This is a genomic window from Pseudomonas segetis, from assembly GCF_900188155.1.
Lineage (GTDB): Bacteria > Pseudomonadota > Gammaproteobacteria > Pseudomonadales > Pseudomonadaceae > Aquipseudomonas > Aquipseudomonas segetis.
In genome coordinates this window covers 20551-38848 of the sequence record NZ_FZOG01000006.1, presented here as the reverse complement: position 1 = coordinate 38848, position 18298 = coordinate 20551, and the positions used below count along the sequence as shown (strand labels likewise).

The 18298-nt window shown below is 57.6% G+C and carries 16 protein-coding genes; 14 read left to right on the top strand and 2 right to left on the bottom strand.

Annotated elements, in window-relative coordinates:
• Window positions 1-13: 13 nt before the first annotated feature.
• The 5 genes from CHB79_RS17545 to fdhA all read left to right on the top strand — a co-directional run bounded on the left by CHB79_RS17545 (window position 14) and on the right by fdhA (window position 6278).
• On the top strand, window positions 14-340 hold the full coding sequence (locus CHB79_RS17545; protein ID WP_010485888.1) for a sarcosine oxidase subunit delta: 327 nt from the start codon (window positions 14-16) through the stop codon (window positions 338-340).
• Entirely contained in the window at window positions 337-3354 is a 3018-nt protein-coding gene (locus CHB79_RS17540; protein WP_089360845.1) for a sarcosine oxidase subunit alpha, read from the top strand. Before CHB79_RS17545 ends, CHB79_RS17540 begins: the two co-directional genes overlap by 4 nt.
• The gene (locus tag CHB79_RS17535; RefSeq protein ID WP_010485891.1) at window positions 3347-3976 is read left to right on the top strand and encodes a sarcosine oxidase subunit gamma; all 630 of its coding nucleotides are present in this window, start codon (window positions 3347-3349) and stop codon (window positions 3974-3976) included. The genes CHB79_RS17540 and CHB79_RS17535 overlap by 8 nt, the downstream gene beginning before the upstream one ends.
• Before the next feature lie 72 nt (window positions 3977-4048).
• Window positions 4049-4906, top strand: a complete 858-nt coding sequence (gene purU, locus CHB79_RS17530) for a formyltetrahydrofolate deformylase (protein ID WP_010485893.1) — start codon at window positions 4049-4051, stop codon at window positions 4904-4906.
• Between the two features lie 172 nt (window positions 4907-5078).
• The gene (gene fdhA, locus CHB79_RS17525; protein ID WP_089360844.1) at window positions 5079-6278 is read left to right on the top strand and encodes a formaldehyde dehydrogenase, glutathione-independent; all 1200 of its coding nucleotides are present in this window, start codon (window positions 5079-5081) and stop codon (window positions 6276-6278) included.
• 71 nt (window positions 6279-6349) lie between these two features.
• Here fdhA and CHB79_RS17520 read toward each other — a convergent pair whose 3' ends face one another.
• On the bottom strand, window positions 6350-7246 hold the full coding sequence (locus tag CHB79_RS17520; protein WP_010485897.1) for an acyltransferase: 897 nt from the start codon (window positions 7244-7246) through the stop codon (window positions 6350-6352).
• Between the two features lie 150 nt (window positions 7247-7396).
• On the opposite strand from CHB79_RS17520, the gene rloA2 reads away from it, so the two are divergent.
• From rloA2 to CHB79_RS17485, 7 genes are all read left to right on the top strand, one after another.
• Window positions 7397-7921 (top strand): retropepsin-like aspartic peptidase RloA2, encoded by a 525-nt coding sequence (gene rloA2, locus CHB79_RS17515; protein ID WP_010485902.1) that lies wholly within the window; start codon window positions 7397-7399, stop codon window positions 7919-7921.
• Window positions 7922-8221: 300 nt separating this feature from the next.
• Window positions 8222-8905 carry a hypothetical protein gene (locus CHB79_RS17510; RefSeq protein WP_089360843.1) on the top strand — a complete coding sequence of 228 codons (684 nt, stop codon included), beginning with the start codon at window positions 8222-8224 and terminating at the stop codon, window positions 8903-8905.
• A gap of 125 nt (window positions 8906-9030) precedes the next feature.
• Window positions 9031-11061, top strand: coding sequence for a methyl-accepting chemotaxis protein (locus CHB79_RS17505; RefSeq protein WP_089360842.1), 2031 nt, complete (start codon window positions 9031-9033; stop codon window positions 11059-11061).
• A gap of 116 nt (window positions 11062-11177) precedes the next feature.
• Complete coding sequence (gene creB, locus CHB79_RS17500; protein WP_010485912.1) at window positions 11178-11873, top strand: two-component system response regulator CreB; 696 nt, start codon at window positions 11178-11180, stop codon at window positions 11871-11873.
• Window positions 11873-13300 (top strand): two-component system sensor histidine kinase CreC, encoded by a 1428-nt coding sequence (gene creC / locus CHB79_RS17495; RefSeq protein WP_089360841.1) that lies wholly within the window; start codon window positions 11873-11875, stop codon window positions 13298-13300. Before creB ends, creC begins: the two co-directional genes overlap by 1 nt.
• 102 nt (window positions 13301-13402) lie before the next feature.
• Window positions 13403-14755, top strand: a complete 1353-nt coding sequence (gene creD, locus CHB79_RS17490) for a cell envelope integrity protein CreD (RefSeq protein ID WP_089360840.1) — start codon at window positions 13403-13405, stop codon at window positions 14753-14755.
• Between the two features lie 46 nt (window positions 14756-14801).
• Entirely contained in the window at window positions 14802-15104 is a 303-nt protein-coding gene (locus CHB79_RS17485) for a hypothetical protein (RefSeq protein WP_089360839.1), read from the top strand.
• Window positions 15105-15275: 171 nt separating this feature from the next.
• Here CHB79_RS17485 and CHB79_RS17480 read toward each other — a convergent pair whose 3' ends face one another.
• Complete coding sequence (locus CHB79_RS17480; RefSeq protein ID WP_089360838.1) at window positions 15276-15905, bottom strand: glutathione S-transferase family protein; 630 nt, start codon at window positions 15903-15905, stop codon at window positions 15276-15278.
• Between the two features lie 245 nt (window positions 15906-16150).
• Between CHB79_RS17480 and CHB79_RS17475 the strand changes: the two genes are divergently transcribed.
• Both CHB79_RS17475 and CHB79_RS17470 read left to right on the top strand, forming a co-directional pair.
• A complete protein-coding gene (locus tag CHB79_RS17475) occupies window positions 16151-16417 on the top strand; it encodes a DUF4212 domain-containing protein (protein ID WP_010485917.1) in 267 nt (88 codons plus the stop codon).
• A gap of 10 nt (window positions 16418-16427) precedes the next feature.
• The gene (locus CHB79_RS17470; protein ID WP_089360837.1) at window positions 16428-18194 is read left to right on the top strand and encodes a sodium:solute symporter family protein; all 1767 of its coding nucleotides are present in this window, start codon (window positions 16428-16430) and stop codon (window positions 18192-18194) included.
• The last annotated feature ends 104 nt before the right edge of the window (window positions 18195-18298 follow it).

The window sequence follows — 18298 nt, the reverse complement described above, 5'->3', positions numbered from 1 at the left end:
GGGGCCTAAGACCATGCTCAATATTTATTGCCCTCATTGCTCAGAGATGCGCTCTGAAGAAGAGTTTCATGCTCACGGCCAGGCCCATATCGCTCGCCCGGAAGACCCCGGCGCATGCAGCGATGCCGAGTGGGGCGACTACATCTTTTTTCGCGACAATCCGCGCGGTATCCACCATGAGTTGTGGGTGCACTCTGCCGGTTGCCGCAAGTTCTTCAATGCCACGCGCCATACCGTGACCTACGAAATTCTTGAAACCTACAAGATCGGTGAGAAACCGAGTGTCACCGAGGCCAGTGTTGCAGCGGCAAAAGCCAGCGCTGAAGGAGTCACGGCATGAGTCAGATCAATCGTCTTGCAAGTGGTGGCCGGGTCGACCGTAGCCAGCCACTGAGCTTCAGTTTCAACGGTGAGTCCTACCAGGGCTTTGCCGGCGACTCGTTGGCGGCTGCATTGCTGGCCAACGGTGTTGATATTGTCGGGCGCAGCTTCAAATATTCGCGTCCACGGGGCATCGTTGCAGCCGGGAGCGAAGAGCCTAACGCGGTACTGCAGATTGGCTCGACCGAGGCGGCGCAAATCCCCAACGTGCGAGCCACTCAGCAAGCCTTGTATGCGGGGCTGGTTGCCAACAGCACCAACGGCTGGCCGAGCGTCAATACCGACATGATGGGAATTCTCGGTAAAGTCGGTGGCAAGATGATGCCGCCGGGTTTCTACTACAAAACCTTCATGTACCCGCAAAACCTGTGGCTGACCTACGAAAAATACATTCGCAAGGCCGCAGGTCTGGGGCGTGCGCCGACCGAGGTCGATCCGGACAGCTACGACTACCTCAACCAGCATTGCGATGTCTTGGTCGTGGGTGCAGGCCCGGCGGGCCTGGCTGCTGCATTGGCTGCCGGGCGCAGCGGTGCGCGGGTGATCCTGGCCGATGAGCAGGAAGAGTTTGGCGGCAGCCTGCTCGACACCCGCGAGCAACTCGAAGGTGAACCCGCGGCGAAATGGGTGGCCAAGGCTGTGGCCGAGTTGGAGGGCATGCCTGAAGTCACCTTGCTGCCTCGCTCAACGGTTAACGGTTACCACGACCACAACTTCCTGACCATTCACCAGCGCATGACCGACCACCTCGGTGAGCTGGCGCCAATGGGCAGCGTGCGTCAGCGTATGCACCGGGTGCGCGCCAAGCGTGTGGTGCTGGCAACCGGTGCGCATGAGCGGCCGTTGGTCTACGCCAATAATGATGTGCCGGGCAATATGCTTGCAGGCGCTGTGTCGACCTATGTGCGTCGCTACGCCGTACTACCAGGACGCAAGCTGGTGCTGTCGACCAACAATGATTATGCCTACCGCGTGGTGCTTGACTGGCTGGATGCTGGCCAGCAGGTGGTGGCGGTGGCGGATGTTCGCGCCAACCCGCGTGGTGCCTGGGTGGAAGAGGTGCGTGCTCGTGGTGTGCGGATTCTGACCGGCAGCGCCGTGGTTGAGGCCCGGGGCAGCAAGCGGGTGACCGGAGCGCGTATCTGTGCAATCGATGTGGCTTCATTCAAGGTCACCAGCCCTGGCGAAGTGCTCGATTGCGACCTGATCGTCAGCTCCGGCGGCTACAGCCCTGTCGTGCACCTTGCATCCCACTTGGGTGGGCGTCCTGTCTGGCAAGAAAAGCTGCTGGCATTCGTGCCCGGCGAAGGTTTGCAGAAGCGCGTTTGCGCAGGTGCCGTGAAGGGTGTGTTTGCCTTGGGCGACACCTTGGCTGACGGCTTTGAAGCCGGTGTGCTGGCTGCTTCCGAATCTGGCTTCAAGGCTGTTATTGGTACCCTGCCAAGCGCTGAAATGCGCCATGAAGAGGCCAGCCTTGCGCTGTTCCAGGTGCCGCACGACAAGCCAACCGCCCGTGCACCGAAGCAGTTTGTGGACTTCCAGAATGACGTGACCGCAGCCGGTATCGAGCTGGCGACCCGCGAGGGTTTTGAGTCGGTCGAGCACGTCAAGCGCTACACCGCGCTGGGTTTTGGTACTGACCAAGGCAAGCTCGGCAATATCAACGGCCTGGCCATTGCCGCGCGCTCGCTGGGCATCAGTATCGAGCAGATGGGCACCACCATGTTCCGGCCCAACTACACGCCGGTGACCTTCGGCGCGGTGGCAGGGCGTCACTGCGGTGCGCTGTTCGAGCCTAATCGCTATACCGCCATGCATGCCTGGCATGTCGCCAACGGTGCCGAATTTGAAGATGTCGGCCAGTGGAAGCGCCCTTGGTACTTTCCGAAGAATGGCGAAGATCTCCATGCTGCGGTGGCGCGCGAATGCCTGGCGGTGCGTAATGCGGTCGGTATCCTGGACGCCTCGACACTGGGCAAGATTGATATCCAGGGCCCGGATGCGCGTGAGTTCCTCAATCGTGTCTACACCAACGCCTGGACCAAGCTGGATGTAGGCAAGGCGCGTTACGGGCTGATGTGCAAGGAAGACGGCATGGTCTTCGATGACGGTGTTACGGCCTGCCTGGCGGACAATCACTTCCTGATGACCACCACCACCGGCGGTGCCGCGCGCGTGCTGGATTGGCTGGAGATTTACCACCAGACCGAATGGCCGGAGCTGAAGGTGTACTTCACCTCGGTCACCGACCACTGGGCGACCATGACGCTCTCGGGGCCAAACAGTCGCAAGCTGCTGGCTGAAGTGACGGATATCGACCTCGACAAAGAGGCGTTCCCCTTCATGACCTGGAAAGAGGGTGAAGTCGGTGGTGTACCTGCGCGGGTATTCCGGATCTCCTTTACCGGCGAGCTGAGCTACGAAGTCAACGTCCAGGCCGACTACGCCATGGGCGTGTGGCAGAAGATCATCGAGGCTGGCAAGAAGCATGGCTTGACGCCTTACGGCACTGAAACCATGCACGTACTGCGTGCCGAGAAGGGGTTCATCATCGTCGGTCAGGACACCGATGGTTCGGTCACGCCAGACGATCTCAACATGGGCTGGTGTGTCGGGCGGACCAAGCCGTTCTCCTGGATTGGCTGGCGCGGCATGAATCGTGAAGATTGCGTGCGTGAGCAGCGCAAGCAACTGGTTGGCTTGAAACCGCTCAACCCTGACCAGGTACTGCCTGAAGGTGCGCAATTGGTGTTCGACCCGAACCAGTCGATACCGATGACCATGGTTGGCCACGTCACTTCAAGCTACATGAGTGCCGCCTTGGGATATTCCTTTGCGATGGCGGTGGTCAAGGGCGGCCTGCAGCGCATCGGTGAGCGTGTATTCGCGCCGCTGGTCGATGGCAGCGTAATTGAAGCCGAAATCGTCAGCTCCGTGTTTTATGACCCCAAAGGGGATCGCCAGAATGTCTAACGTCAATGTCTACAAACAGCGCCCGGATGCGGCTCAAGCGGAGTCGCCACTGTTTCATGCCAGCCTGCACGAACTGGTTGGCAAAGGGTCCAGAAACGCCGGTGTGAACCTGCGCGAGAAGAAATTGTTGGGGCACCTGACCCTGCGCGGCGATGCCAGTGACCCGACGTTTGCCAGTGGCGTGCACAGTGCATTGGGCATGGAACTGCCGGTCGCACTGACCCTGACGAGCAGCGGCGATACCTCGTTGCAATGGATGTCGCCAGACGAGTGGCTGCTGATCGTGCCCAGTGGCGAAGAGTTCGCTGTTGAGCAAAAGTTGCGCGAGGCGCTGGCCGGTCAGCATATCTCGATCGTCAATGTCAGTGGCGGCCAAACACTGCTGGAGCTGAGCGGTAGCAAGGTGCGTGAGGTCTTGATGAAGTCGACCTCCTACGACGTACACCCGAGCAACTTCCCGGTCGGCAAGGCGGTGGCAACTCATTTTGCCAAGGCGCAACTGGTGATTCGCCACACGGGCGAACACACCTGGGAGCTGGTGATCCGGCGCAGCTTCTCCGACTACTTTTGGTTGTGGCTGCAGGATGCCAGCGCCGAATTTGGGCTCAACATCAGCCAATAACCATGTTTATCGAAGCTTGGCGCAGTTGCCTGAGGCTGCGCTGATGCCGCGTGTGAATGCAGGGAGATTGTAATGAGCAGAACCCCGGATACCTGGATTTTGACAGCGCAATGCCCAAGCGTGCTGGGCACGGTGGATGCGTTGACACGGTTCCTGTTCGAGCAGCGCTGCTATGTCACCGAACATCACTCCTTTGATGATCGGTTGTCGTCGCGGTTCTTTATTCGCATTGAGTTTCGCCAGCCGGACGACTTTGACGAGCAGGCTTTTCGTGATGAGCTGGATCAGCGCAGTGCCATGTTCGAGATGCAAACCGAACTGACCCCGCCGGGCTACCGTGCCAAGGTGGTGCTGATGGTTTCCAAGTCGGATCACTGCTTGAATGACTTGCTCTATCGCCAACGCATTGGCCATTTGCCCATGGACGTGGTCGCGGTGATTTCCAATCATCCGGACCTGGAGCCGCTGGCGCGTTGGCATGCGATTCCCTATTACCACTTCGCCCTAGACCCGAATGACAAGCCGTCCCAGGAGCGCAAGGTACTGCAAGTCATTGAGGAAACCGGCGCCGAACTGGTCGTGCTTGCCCGTTATATGCAAGTGCTGTCGCCAGAGTTGTGCCGCAAGCTGGACGGATGGGCGATCAATATTCACCACTCCTTGCTGCCGGGTTTCAAGGGCGCAAAACCTTATCACCAGGCTTACCAAAAGGGCGTGAAACTGGTCGGTGCCACCGCGCACTACATCAATAACGATCTCGATGAAGGGCCGATCATTGCCCAGGGCGTTGAGCCGGTCGATCACAGCCATTACCCAGAAGACTTGATCGCCAAGGGGCGTGATATCGAATGCCTGACCTTGGCCAAGGCCATCGGTTATCACCTCGAGCGCAGGGTCTTTTTAAACGCAAATCGCACGGTTGTGCTGTAGCACGACCTGCCTTTCCCAAGCTGAAACAGCTGTTTCACACTGCCTTAGAGTTTCTGGTTTAGCGCTCAGATCAAACTCTTTGTGAATGCTTCAGCCGCTGCAAATGCTCCAGTGCAAGGCCGCGCGGCCATTGGCTGCGCTTTTGTTACGACAACAAGAAGGAGAGCAAACGATGTCTGATAATCGTGGTGTGGTGTATCTCGGTGCTGGCAAGGTCGAGGTGCAAAGTATCGACTATCCGAAAATGCAGGATCCGCGCGGCAAGAAGATCGAGCACGGCGTCATCCTCAAAGTCATTTCAACCAACATCTGTGGTTCCGACCAGCACATGGTGCGTGGCCGTACCACGGCGCAGGTTGGCCTGGTTCTGGGCCATGAGATTACCGGTGAGGTGATCGAGAAAGGCCGCGATGTTGAGCACTTGAAGATAGGTGATCTGGTTTCGGTGCCGTTCAACGTGGCTTGCGGCCGTTGCCGCAGCTGTAAAGAGCAGCACACCGGCGTTTGCCTGACCGTAAACCCGGCGCGTGCCGGTGGCGCCTATGGCTATGTCGACATGGGCGACTGGACCGGTGGCCAGGCAAATTACGTGCTGGTGCCATATGCCGACTTCAACCTGCTGAAATTGCCTGATCGCGACAAGGCGATGGAAAAAATTCGCGACCTGACCTGTCTTTCAGACATCCTGCCGACCGGTTATCACGGCGCAGTGACTGCGGGCGTTGGCCCGGGCAGCACGGTGTATGTCGCTGGCGCCGGTCCCGTGGGCTTGGCTGCGGCTGCATCCGCCCGTCTGTTGGGCGCCGCTGTGGTGATTGTCGGCGACGTCAATCCTGTACGTCTGGCCCATGCCAAGGCCCAGGGGTTCGAGATTGCCGACCTGTCGAAAGACACGCCGCTGCACGAACAAATCGCTGAGTTGCTGGGCGAGCCTGAGGTCGATTGCGCTGTTGATGCCGTAGGCTTTGAAGCGCGCGGTCACGGGCATTCCGGCGCGCAGCATGAAGCGCCAGCTACGGTGTTGAACTCGCTGATGGGCGTGGTGCGGGTGGCCGGCAAGATTGGTATTCCCGGCTTGTATGTGACCGAAGATCCGGGCGCGGTGGATGCAGCGGCGAAAATCGGTAGCCTGAGCATTCGCTTTGGCCTGGGCTGGGCTAAATCGCACAGCTTCCATACCGGGCAAACACCAGTAATGAAGTACAACCGCCAGTTGATGCAAGCGATCATGTGGGACCGGATCAATATTGCTGAAGTGGTGGGCGTGCAGGTGATCAGCCTCGACCAGGCGCCACAAGGCTATGGCGAGTTTGATGCCGGTGTACCGAAGAAATTCGTCATCGATCCACACCGTTCATTTAGCGCTGCCTGATTTACGGGTCGCGGTCTAAATCAAGCTCGCCGTTGTTCCGAACGGCGAGCTTTTTGGTGTGTCAGGCGGACTCAGGGTAGCTGCAATTCACTGCGGATCTGCGCAATGCGTGCGTCTTTGCGTTGCCACATATCCGTCACCCACGCCTGTACCTGCTGGCGAAATTGTTCGTCGTTCTGGTAGTCGCCCTGATGCAACGCGGGGTCGAGCTCAAGGGTTTGGATATCGACGATGACCTTTGGCACCTGGCCGCTGATCAAGGTCCAGAAGCCGGGGATTTGCGCGCTTGGGTAAACCACAGTGACATCCAGCACCGCATCGAGCTGTTCGCCCAGGGCGGCTAATACAAATGCCACGCCGCCGGCCTTGGGTTTTAGCAAGTAGCGATAAGGCGATTGTTGTTGCACCTGTTTTGCCGGGGTGCAGCGTGTGCCTTCAAGGTAGTTGACCACTGTTACCGGTATGTCCTTGAATTTTTCGCAGGCGCGCTTGGTTATCTCCAGGTCTTCACCGCGACGCTCCGGGTGTTTGGCTAAATAGGCCTTGGAATAGCGCCGCATAAAGGGATAGTCCAGTGCCCAGAACGCCAGGCCGAGAAAGGGCACCCAGATCAGTTGCTGTTTGAGGAAGAACTTGAAGTAGGGCGTTTTCCGGTTGAAAACCTGCACCAGTGCCGGGATATCGACCCACGATTGATGGTTGCTGATAACCAGGTATGAGGTGGTCTTGCGCAATTGCGCATTGCCGCGAATATCCCAGACCGTTGGCAGCAGGCAAGCGAAGATCAGTTTGTTGATTTCAGCCCAGGTTTCGGCAACCCACATGACCCCGCGCGAGCAGCTCGCCTTGAGCTGCTTGCCAGGCAGGATGAATTTGCCCAATGCAATCAACAGCAGTGGGCCGATCAGGATCAACGTGTTTAACAGCAGCAGAAGGGTGACGCTCAGGCCAGTGAGCAAGCGGCGCATGGCAGCTCCTTGATATGCAGGATCGCCTATATCATAGGGTTGGCGCCGACGCAGTCCAAGCAATAGTGCGACATCAAGTCTCACAAATTGTGCAGAACCTCTTTCAGTCATCAGAGTCAGATGCACCAGACTTTCATGGAGAAATGACGTTTGAAGATTGTGATCGCGCTAACAGCTGCTCTTTTGACCCTGCCGGTGATGGCCGCTGAAAAAAACGCCTCCGAGCTCAACACATACGGTCGCTACGAGCTGGTAACGCTGCCGCAAATTGGCCAAACCTTGAAGGCCAAGATGGATACAGGCGCAATGACCGCCTCTTTGTCAGCCAAGGATATTGAGCGATTCAAACGCGATGGCGGCGAATGGGTGCGCTTTCGTCTGGCCATCAAGGACGCCGACGACACCCTGTATGAACAGCCCTTGGTGCGCATTACCGAAATCAAGAACCGTGCAGAGGAGGGCGCTAATGTGACATCCAGCAGCCCTTCGACCACAGAGCGCCCGGTGGTCAACCTTGAAGTTTGCGTAGGCCATCAATCGCGTACTGTCGAAGTGAACCTGACTGACCGGACTCACTTTGATTATCCGTTGCTGATCGGTGCCAGCGCGATTCGCAAGCTGGATGCGGCCATCAACCCGGCCGAGCGTTACACCGTCGAACGCCCTGAGTGTTGAGTCTGTAGGCTGTGACCACGCAGAGCTTGTCCATCTGCTGTACACCGATGGGCCAATAGCTCAGACGCATGGCATCAGCAATGGCGGATGAAAAAAGCGTCATCCGCCTCCGATTGGCATCACCAGGGGTTTGAGACTTGCAGGCGAGTGTTCTATGTTGTCGGTATAACAATACTTACAGCTCATTCGAAATGAGCTGTTGACCGCTACAAGGATGACTCAGGTGCAACAGCAACGCGTACAAAAACGCTCCACGGACGGGCTTTTGTTCTAGTGTCGGCAGCATCAGGTATCAGGCCCATGGGCTCTGGCTTTTTGCATATTGCTGTGATCGCCCTATTTTGCCTTAACCTGCTCGCGTGCAGCGGGGGGCCGCTTAAGCTGAATAAAGTCGCCAAGACCGATATCGACATGGTTGTCGATATGCACTGGCGCACCATCGACCAGAGCCTGATTGTGCTGATGGGCAAGCTCTATGAGCGCAACCCGGACGAACTTCACAAAACCCCGAACGCGACCATACTTTCCCGCCAGCAGCAGTTGTGGGCGACACCGCTTGACCAACAAACCGCTTATCTTGGCAAAAGTGAATTGTCAGCCATGGATGTTGCCCTCGATGTGCATTTCAAGGGCGATCGCGTGTATGCCGTGATGGCCGGACTGCGCGGCATGCTTAGCCGCTCCTATGGCTATATTGATGACTTCTACCTGTTTGATACGCCGGACCAGCAGGCGCTTTACAACAGTGCGCGCAATGTTGAAATCCTGGTCTGGCGCCTAAAGCATCGCCTGGACGCCAATGGCGAGCGTCTGCTTTTTACCAATGGTTTTGACAAACCACCCTATAACCTAAGTTTCGAGCGATTATTCGGCAAGATCATCGCTTATCAAGACATGATGGCAACCATCACCTCGGAGCGCTCCCAGCGCAGCATAAATTATGCGACGCACAGCATATTGAGAATGGCTTTCCTGCCGATATAAGTCTTAGCCAAGCGGTATGGCCATCTTGCTGGATAGTGGCACCTTGGCATCGGCGTAGTTCTTGCTTGGACTTTAGCTTGTTACGCTTGCCACTGAGCGTGCATTAAGTGTTTTGAGGTGTCGTCATGACTGTAGTACTCAAGCCGGGCGTCAGTTTGCTCGAGCGTTTTAGTTTTGCCCGTAAGTTTCTTATCCTCGCTGTCCTGTTCATATTGCCGCTGACCTACGCCTTGTGGGCCATATGGTCTGAGTACCAGGCCGGCCAGCGGTTGATTGATCAGCAGATCAAAGGCCTCCACGATATTCAGGCATTGGCGCAGGTGCAGCGCGAGGTGCTTGAGCAACGCACTCTATTGGCGCGCTGGAAAGGCACCGATGATGCCGCCCAAGGCTTATTGACCAGTCGTGAAGCCAAGCTCGATGAAGCGCTGAAGCAGGCGTCCGAGCAATTGTCGGGCGGCGCAATGTCGAGCCAGGCAAAGGAGTTGTTGCAAACCCTGCAGGCGGATCGCAGCCGCTTGAGTTCCGCTGAGCTGAGTAACATTGCGTTACCTGATGCCTTGGAGCGTTACCAAATGAATCTCCAGCATCTCACCGCGCTTCGGGAGCAGATCGCCACCGACAGCGGAATGATTCTGGACCCTCATCTCGACACCTACCTGATGATGGAGCAGTTGACCTTTACCTTGCCGCGCTTGCTTGAAAACCTCGCCAGTTTTGCCAGTCGAGGCTACGGCGCTGTGGTTTCCGAGCATTTCACCTTGCAGAGCCGGGTCGGGATTCGTGACCTGCGACGCAGCATCGATGAATCGAGCGCGCAGTTGCTCAAGGCGCATAACACCCTCGAGCGCACCGCTCCTGACTCGATGAAAAAGCTGCAGGCACCGTTTATGGCCGCCGAGCAAGGCATCGAACTGTTCTTGAAAGAGATCGATCGGGACATGTTTGACGCCAACCCCATGCAGTTGACGCCCGCACAGTTTATTCAGCGAATCGAAGCCTTGCGTCAGCATTTGCTCGCGTTGCAGCAGGCACAAGTTGAGCAATTCGAGCAGAGCCAAAACGCCTACCAGCACGTCGCAACAATGCACATGCTAGATATCGTCCTGGTATTTGCGCTGCTGACCCTGGCCGCGCTCTACGGTCTTGTTTGCCTTAACTGGTCGATTCGCCGCAGCGCCCATGAGGTTATTGCGGCGGCCCAGGGCCTGCGTGATGGCGACTTGCGTGTGCAGATGCAGGTGTACGGCAAGGATGAGCTGGCGCAAATTGCCTTGGCGCTCAATACCGCCGTGACTCAACTGCGCGGCTCGCTACAGGGCGTCAACCATGAAAGCGAAGGCCTGGGCGGTACGGTTCAGGTGCTGAGTCGCCAGGCGCAGAATTCGTTGCAGGCCGTCGAGCGCCAGCAAGGCCAGATGAGCCAGATTGCCGCTGCTGCCACGCAAATGGCGGCGACTGCGCAAAGTGTCGCCCAAAGCTGCGAGGAGGCTGCAGTCGAGGCGGTGCAAACCCAGGAAGTGGCCAATCAAAGTAACCAGCGCAGTGAGCGCACCAGTTCCAGCATGCGCCAACTCAGTGCTCGCCTGGGGGATAGTTCGGCAACCTTGAAGCAGTTGCAGCAGCAAACCGAGCAGATCACCCGTGTGGTTGATGTGATCAAGGGAATTGCCGAGCAGACCAACCTGCTGGCGCTTAATGCGGCAATTGAAGCTGCGCGGGCGGGCGAGCAAGGCCGAGGCTTTGCCGTGGTTGCCGACGAGGTCCGCAGCCTGTCGCAGCGCACGCAAAACTCCACCGCGGAAATTGCGCAAACCGTTGCCGACTTGCATAAGGTGGTCGGCGAGTCCGTTGAAATGATGGAGCAGGCCGTAGCCCAGGCCGAGGGCGATGTCAGCAGTGTGCTGGCGATGAGTGATGATCTGAGCGGTATAGTCGAGTCGGTCCAGCGTGTGAGCGACCGTCTGGCACAGATCGCTACAGCAGCCGAGGAGCAAGCCGCCACGGCGGATGAAGTCAGCGGTAATATCCAGCAGGTCGACCAGGACGCCAGCACCTTGCTCGATGGCGCACAAGCGGTGAGTCAGGCCTCGGAGCAGCTGCGCATGGGCAGTCTTGAGCTGGCGCAGAATACCGGGCGTTTCCGCCTGGGTTGATCATCAAGCCAGGCGCCTGCCCAGGCCTTTATTCACGGCCCTGGCTGGTGTCGGCTTGACGCTGGCGGGCGCCTGTCGCAGTCTTCCCGACGGGACCGCCACCATGCAGGACGCTGATGCCACACATTCTGATTGTCGAAGATGAAGCCGCCATTGCAGATACCCTGATCTATGCCCTGCAATCAGAGGGTTTCACCACCACCTGGCTGGCATTGGGGCAGGCCTGTCTTGATTCCGTGCGGCAAGCGGAGCCTGATCTGCTGATCCTGGACGTCGGCCTGCCGGACATCAGTGGTTTTGAGGTGTGCAAGCAGTTGCGCCGCTTCTGCGAAGTGCCGGTGATTTTTCTTACCGCGCGCGATGGCGAAATTGATCGGGTGGTGGGCCTGGAAATTGGCGCCGACGATTATGTGGTCAAGCCCTTTAGTCCTCGCGAGGTTGCCGCGCGGGTCAAAGCGATTCTGAAACGTGTAGCCCCGCGTGAGGTGACCCCCAATGCGACCTTGCTTCGCTATCAGAGCTTTGAGCTGGACAGCCAGCGCGATCAGGTGCATTACTTTGGGCAGTCATTGAGCCTGACCCGACATGAGTTCAAGTTGCTCAGCGTGCTGCTTGAGCAACCAGAGCGCGTGTTTTCTCGCGAGCAACTGCTTGATGGCCTGGGCATCGCCGCAGATGCGGGCTATGAGCGCAATATCGACAGCCATATCAAGAGCCTGCGTGCGAAGCTGCGGCTGGTGAATGCGACCCAAGACCCGATCCAGACCCACCGTGGCCTGGGCTACAGCCTAAAATGCCCGGGTAACGGCTGATGCCCATCGCGATTCGTATCTTCCTGGTGTATTTCCTGTTTGTTGGCTTGTCCGGCTGGTTCGTGCTGAGCACTGTCATGGACGAGATCCGACCCGGTGTGCGCCAGTCCACCGAGGAAACCCTGGTCGATACCGCCAACCTGCTGGCCGAGGTACTGCGCGATGATGTGCAGGCTGGAAAACTCAGTCAGAGCCACTGGCCGCAGTTGCTGAAAACCTACGGTGTGCGCTCGCCCAACGCTGATATCTGGGGCGTGCAAAAAACGCAGGTCAATCACCGCATCTATGTGACTGATGCCAAGGGCATTGTCTTGCTTGATTCCACGGGGCAGGCGGTTGGCCAGGATTACTCGCGCTGGAATGATGTCTATCGCACGCTGCGAGGTGAATACGGCGCTCGCTCTACCCGCGAAGATCCGAATGATCCAGAAAGCTCGGTGATGTATGTGGCAGCGCCCATCAAGGTTGGGCAACGCATTATTGGCGTGGTGACCGTGGCCAAGCCCAACCAGACCTTGCAGCCTTATATCGAGCGCTCGCAGCGGCGATTATCGTGGCTGGGTTATGGGTTGATTGCCTTGGGCTTGTTGGTCGGTGGCCTGCTTAGTTGGTGGTTGAGTTCATCGCTGCGCCAACTGACGCGATACGCACAAGCGGTCAGTGAAGGGCAGCGGGCAGCCTTGCCACGCATGCCGGGTGGAGAAATGACCCAGCTGGCCCTGGCGGTCGAGCGCATGCGCACCGAGCTTGAAGGCAAGGCCTATGTCGAGCGCTATGTGCATACCCTGACCCATGAATTGAAAAGCCCGCTGGCGGCGATTCGTGGTGCCGCTGAACTGCTCGATGAAGAATTGCCGGATGCTTCGCGAAAGCGTTTCATTGCCAATATCAGTCAGGAAAGCACGCGCCTTCAGCAACTGATCGAACGCCTGCTGCGCCTGGCGCAGGTCGAACAAATGCAAGCCCTGGAGGAACGCGCCAAGCTGCCATTGGCTGAGCTGATAGGTGCATTGGTGGAGGGCCAGGCGGCCGCCATCGCTCAGTCCAAGGTAAGGGTCGAGCTCAATATCGCCCCGGGCCTTGTGCTTTTGGGCGAGCGGTTTTTGCTGCGCCAGGCCTTGGCCAACATCCTGGATAACGCATTGGCATTCGTCCCTGAGCATGGGCTGATTCGTATTCAGGCCGAAGCTTGCATGCAGGGCGTGTGGGTTCGCTTTTTCAATCAGGGCGAGGCAATTCCCGACTATGCGCTGGCGCGCCTGACCGAGCGCTTTTATTCGCTGCCCAGGCCGCAAACCGGGCGAAAAAGTACCGGGCTGGGTTTGAACTTCGTCGAGGAAGTCATCGAGTTGCATGGCGGCCAATTGCAGATTGCCAATGTCGAGGGTGGCGTCGAGGTCAGGATATTGCTCCCGACTGCAGGCTAGGCCAACACACAAGCTCCACAGAGTCTCCATAAAGGCTCCATAAAGCCACCATTTCGACGGCGCACAGTGCTCTCCATCAACCCATGCATGGAGAGCTGCACCATGAACCGACCTTTGTTATTCAAGCTGGGCACCATAGCCCTGTTAATTGTGCTGTTGATTATTCCGCTGCTGATGATTGGCAACCTGGTCAGTGAACGGCAGAGCCAACGTGATGAGGTGGTCCAGGACATTGCCCGCAGTTCCAGCTTTGCCCAGCAACTGACCGGGCCGATTTTGGTCGTGCCCTATACCCAAGCCAAGCGTGGCTGGAAAACCAACGAGAAAACCGGTGAGCGCTACTGGGATGAATGGCAAGTACGCGGGCGCATGTACTTTTTGCCCGAGCAGTTCAAGCTCAATGGCTCGATGCGCACTGAACTGCGCAACCGTGGTATCTACCAGGCGCGCCTGTACCACAGCGATAATCGTGTCAGCGGTTCGTTCAGCTTGCCTGCCCACTATGGCGTCAGTGGCAAACTCGAAGACTACAGCTTCGATCCGGCATTTCTGGCCGTGGGTATCAGTGATATCCGCGGTATCAATAACGACCTCAAGTTAGAGCTCAACAACCAGCGCCTGAATTTTCAGCCAGGCAGCGGCGAGCCGATGCTGGGGAGCGGGGTGCATGTGCCTTTACCGGCCATGGATACGACAAGTGAGCAGAGCCTGAGTTTTGCCTTTGACCTCAAGCTGCAGGGCACCGCCAGCCTGCATGTGACCCCTATTGGCCGTGACAGCGTGGTGGAGCTCTCGTCGGACTGGCCCCATCCAAGTTTTAGCGGGCTGTACCTGCCGACTGAGCGCTCGGTGACAGACCAGGGGTTCAAGGCCAAGTGGCACACCAGTTTCTTCGCCACCAATATGGAGGAGGTCCTGGCGGGCTGTCGTTCGGGTGGCCAGTGCCAGGGCTTGTCGTCACGCAACCTGGGGGTGAGCTTTGTCGACCCGGTCGATCAATATCTCAAGGCTGATCGTTCAATCAAATATGCCCTGTTGTTTATTGTCTTGACGTTCGCAGTGTTCTTCCTCTTTGAAATCCTCAAGCGCATGGCCGTGCACCCGATGCAGTATGCATTGGTTGGATTGTCGCTGGCGCTGTTCTACCTGCTGCTGATTTCGCTTTCCGAGCACATGGGGTTTGCCCTGGCCTATGTGGTTTCAGCCGGTGCCTGCGTGTCGTTGATCAGCTTTTATGTCAGCTATGTATTGCGCAGTGCTGCGCGGGGGCTGGGTTTTGGCCTGCTGCTCGGCATGCTCTACGCCATGCTCTACGGCTTGCTTAGCGCGGAGGACTACGCATTGCTGATGGGCTCGATACTGGTCTTCGTGGTGCTCGGCGGCTTTATGGTGCTAACCCGTAATCTCGACTGGTATGGCGTCGGTAAGGGCGCTGCCGAAACGTCCCTCAACTAATCAAGTTGCGGCGCGGGCAAGCCGCGCCGCTTATGGAGTGTCGAAGATGCGAGTCTTTATGCGGATTTCGCTGTGTTGCTTTCTGGGGGCTGTTCTCAGCCTGTTTCTGCTGATTGGCCTGATGTTCTTCAGGCGCTTTGATCTGATCAGTGGGCTGACATCGACTGGCATGCCACTGAGCTGGCTGGTCTTGAACAGCTTGCCGGCGGATTTCCTGAGTAGCCTGACCGGGGTCGCCAATGCCTCCAGCAACCCTTCTGTTCAGTCTTTTGCCCAGCTTTGCGCGGCGCTGGGGCAATTGGCGGTGTTGCTCGGTGGTGGTTTTTACTACTACTGGTATCGCCGGTGAGCGGGCATATCGGCTTGCGCGAGGATGCACGCTGTGGGGCCCGGCTGGCTCGGCAGATTGCGCAATTGTTCGCGCCTTCTGCCAAGCACTTGGGGCTGGCCAGGACACCCCGGCGCACGGGTGACAGCGATGGGTTGAGGAGCAGCCCAGCCAAGGCCTAGCTGGCCCAGTTCAGGCCGGTGGTTGGGTGCTGCGCATGGATTCGCGCTGGCTGACATCTTCGTACCAGCTCGCCAGGCAGGCAAAACGTGCGCGCCATCCCAGTTGCGGCTGGCGAAAGTCCAGATAGCCCAAGGCACAGGCAATGCCGATCGATGCGATATTAAAGCATTGCAGTCGGTCGCTAGCAGCCTGGGTTTCCAACTCTGCCAGGCCCCGCTCGATTTTTTCCTGCTGGGCGTCCAGCCAGGTTGGCCAATGCAGCTCTTTGGGGCGCAGAAAGGTTTCATAGCGGATCAAAATAGCTGCGTCGAGTATCGCGTCAGCCAGTGAGGCCAGGGTCAGGCGCTGCCAGCGGGCTGCACCGTCACGGGGAATGAGCGGTTCGCCGCCGTGCTGGTGGTCGAGGTAGTCAAGGATTACCCGGCTGTCGTGCAGGGTATCGCCATTGGCCAGTTCAAGCGCCGGGATCTTGCCCGATGGGTTGCGTGCGATGACATCCCCGCTGGGACTGACCGGGCTGAGCTGGACATCGAAAAGCTCGACATTGTCCAGTTGCCGGGTCTCGTGCAGCAGCACTATTACCTTGCGTGCGAAGGGTGAGGCTGGCGAGTAAAACAGGGTCATTTCCTTGCAGGACATTGGCTGGTTTCCAATCTTTTTCAGGGGTAGATCACATTAGCTGTTTGTTTCTGTTCGCCGGGCAGTATACGACCTTGGTCGTGGGTGCACAGGGCAACTGGGGCGCCGCTGCGCTAGATGCCCTATAAACAGTGATGGCCAGCACATGTCCTGGCTGCACTCGACCAAAGTCTCACTGGCGCTTACGCCCTGTGCTGCTAAGTTGCAGGTGTCAAAACAACAAAAACAATTGAGGAGAACCTCACATGTCTGCGTCTAAGCAAGAGGCTGCCAAGGCCTATTGGAAAGACAACCTGCGGCTGATGTTGACGCTGCTGGTGGTCTGGTTTGTGGTGTCATTCGGCTGCGGTATTCTGTTCGTTGATGAGCTCAATACCATTCAGTTCTTCGGTTTCCCACTGGGATTCTGGTTTGCCCAGCAAGGGTCCATCTACGTATTTGTGGCGATGATTTTCTTCTACGTCTGGAAGATGAATCAGTACGACCGCAAACACGACGTCCACGAAGACTGAGGCGCCGACAATGGATACCCAAACTCTGATTTATCTGTTTGTCGGTGCAACCTTTGCACTGTACATCGGCATCGCCATCTGGACCCGTGCCGGGTCTACCAGTGAATACTACGTTGCCAGTAAAGGCGTTCATCCAGTTCTCAACGGCATGGCTACGGGCGCCGACTGGATGTCCGCGGCTTCGTTTATCTCAATGGCGGGGATTATTTCCTTCACCGGCTTTGACGGCAGCGTTTACCTGATGGGCTGGACCGGCGGCTACGTGCTCCTGGCCATGTGCCTGGCACCGTACCTGCGCAAGTTCGGCAAATTCACCGTGCCTGAGTTTATCGGCGAGCGTTACTACTCGCAGACGGCTCGCGTGGTCGCGGTAATCTGCGTGATCTTCATTTCCTTCACCTATGTGGCCGGGCAAATGCGCGGCGTTGGTATCGTCTTCTCGCGTTATCTGGAAGTAGACATCAACACCGGTGTAATCATCGGCATGTGCATCGTGTTCTTCTACTCCGTTCTTGGCGGCATGAAGGGCATCACCTACACTCAGGTGGCGCAATACTGCGTGATGATCTTCGCCTACATGGTGCCAGCGATCTACATTTCGATGCTGATCACCGGTAACCCAATCCCACAACTGGGCTTTGGTAGCGAAGTGACGGGCACTGGCCAGTCGGTTCTGGAGCGTCTTAACGGTCTGGGTACTGAGCTGGGCTTTGGCGTTTACACTGATGGAAGCAAGTCGACTATCGACGTGTTCTTCATCACCATGGCGCTGATGGTTGGTACTGCGGGCCTGCCGCACGTAATTGTACGTTTCTTCACCACGCCAACCGTACGCGCTGCTCGCCAGTCGGCCGGTTATGCTCTGTTGTTCATTGCCATTCTGTACACCACGGCTCCAGCTGTTGCCGCGTTTGCGCGTACCAACCTGCTGACGACCATTCCAGGTGTTGAATACAGCAATGCACCACAGTGGGTTAAAAACTGGGAGAAATCCGGTCTGATCGCCTGGCTCGACAAGAATGGCGACGGTAAGATTCAGTACGGTCCAGGTGCTCCATTTGCCGGCGCGCCAACCTTTTCGGCTGAAACCGGTGCCCATGGCGAGCGCCAGGTGACCAATGCCCCGACTGATGCGGCTACCGAGTTTTACGTCGACCGCGACATCATGGTTCTGGCCAACCCGGAAATCGCCAACCTGCCAGGTTGGGTAATCGCCCTGATTGCAGCCGGTGGTTTGGCGGCTGCCTTGTCGACTGCCGCTGGTTTGCTGCTGGTTATCTCGACCTCGATCTCCCATGACTTGCTCAAGAGCAACATCATGCCGAGCATCTCCGAGAAGCAAGAGCTGCTTGCTGCTCGTATCGCCGCGGGGGTTGCGGTGGTTGTGGCAGGCTTGTTCGGGATTTATCCGCCAGCCTTTGTGGCACAGGTGGTGGCATTTGCCTTCGGTCTTGCCGCAGCATCCTTCTTCCCGGCCATCGTCATGGGGATTTTCTCCAAGAAGATGAACAAGGAAGGTGCGATTGCCGGCATGGTTGTGGGCCTGGCATTCACCTTCAGCTATATCGTCTACTACAAGTTCATCAACCCTACCGCTGGCGCTGCTGACTGGTGGTTTGGTATCTCGCCTGAAGGCATCGGTACCTTGGGCATGATCTTCAACTTCGTAGTTGCGGTAGCTGTGGCTTCTGTTACCAGCGCGCCGCCAGAGCGCATCCAGCACTTGATCGAAGATATCCGTATCCCTCGCGGTGCGGGTGCTGCAATCGATCACTAAGCTATAGGTGCCCGTTAGCGCGGGTGTGCTGAAACAAAAATCCGACCTCTGCAAGGAGGTCGGATTTTTTTATGGCTGGGCTTCTGCTTGCCAGTGTTCAATTG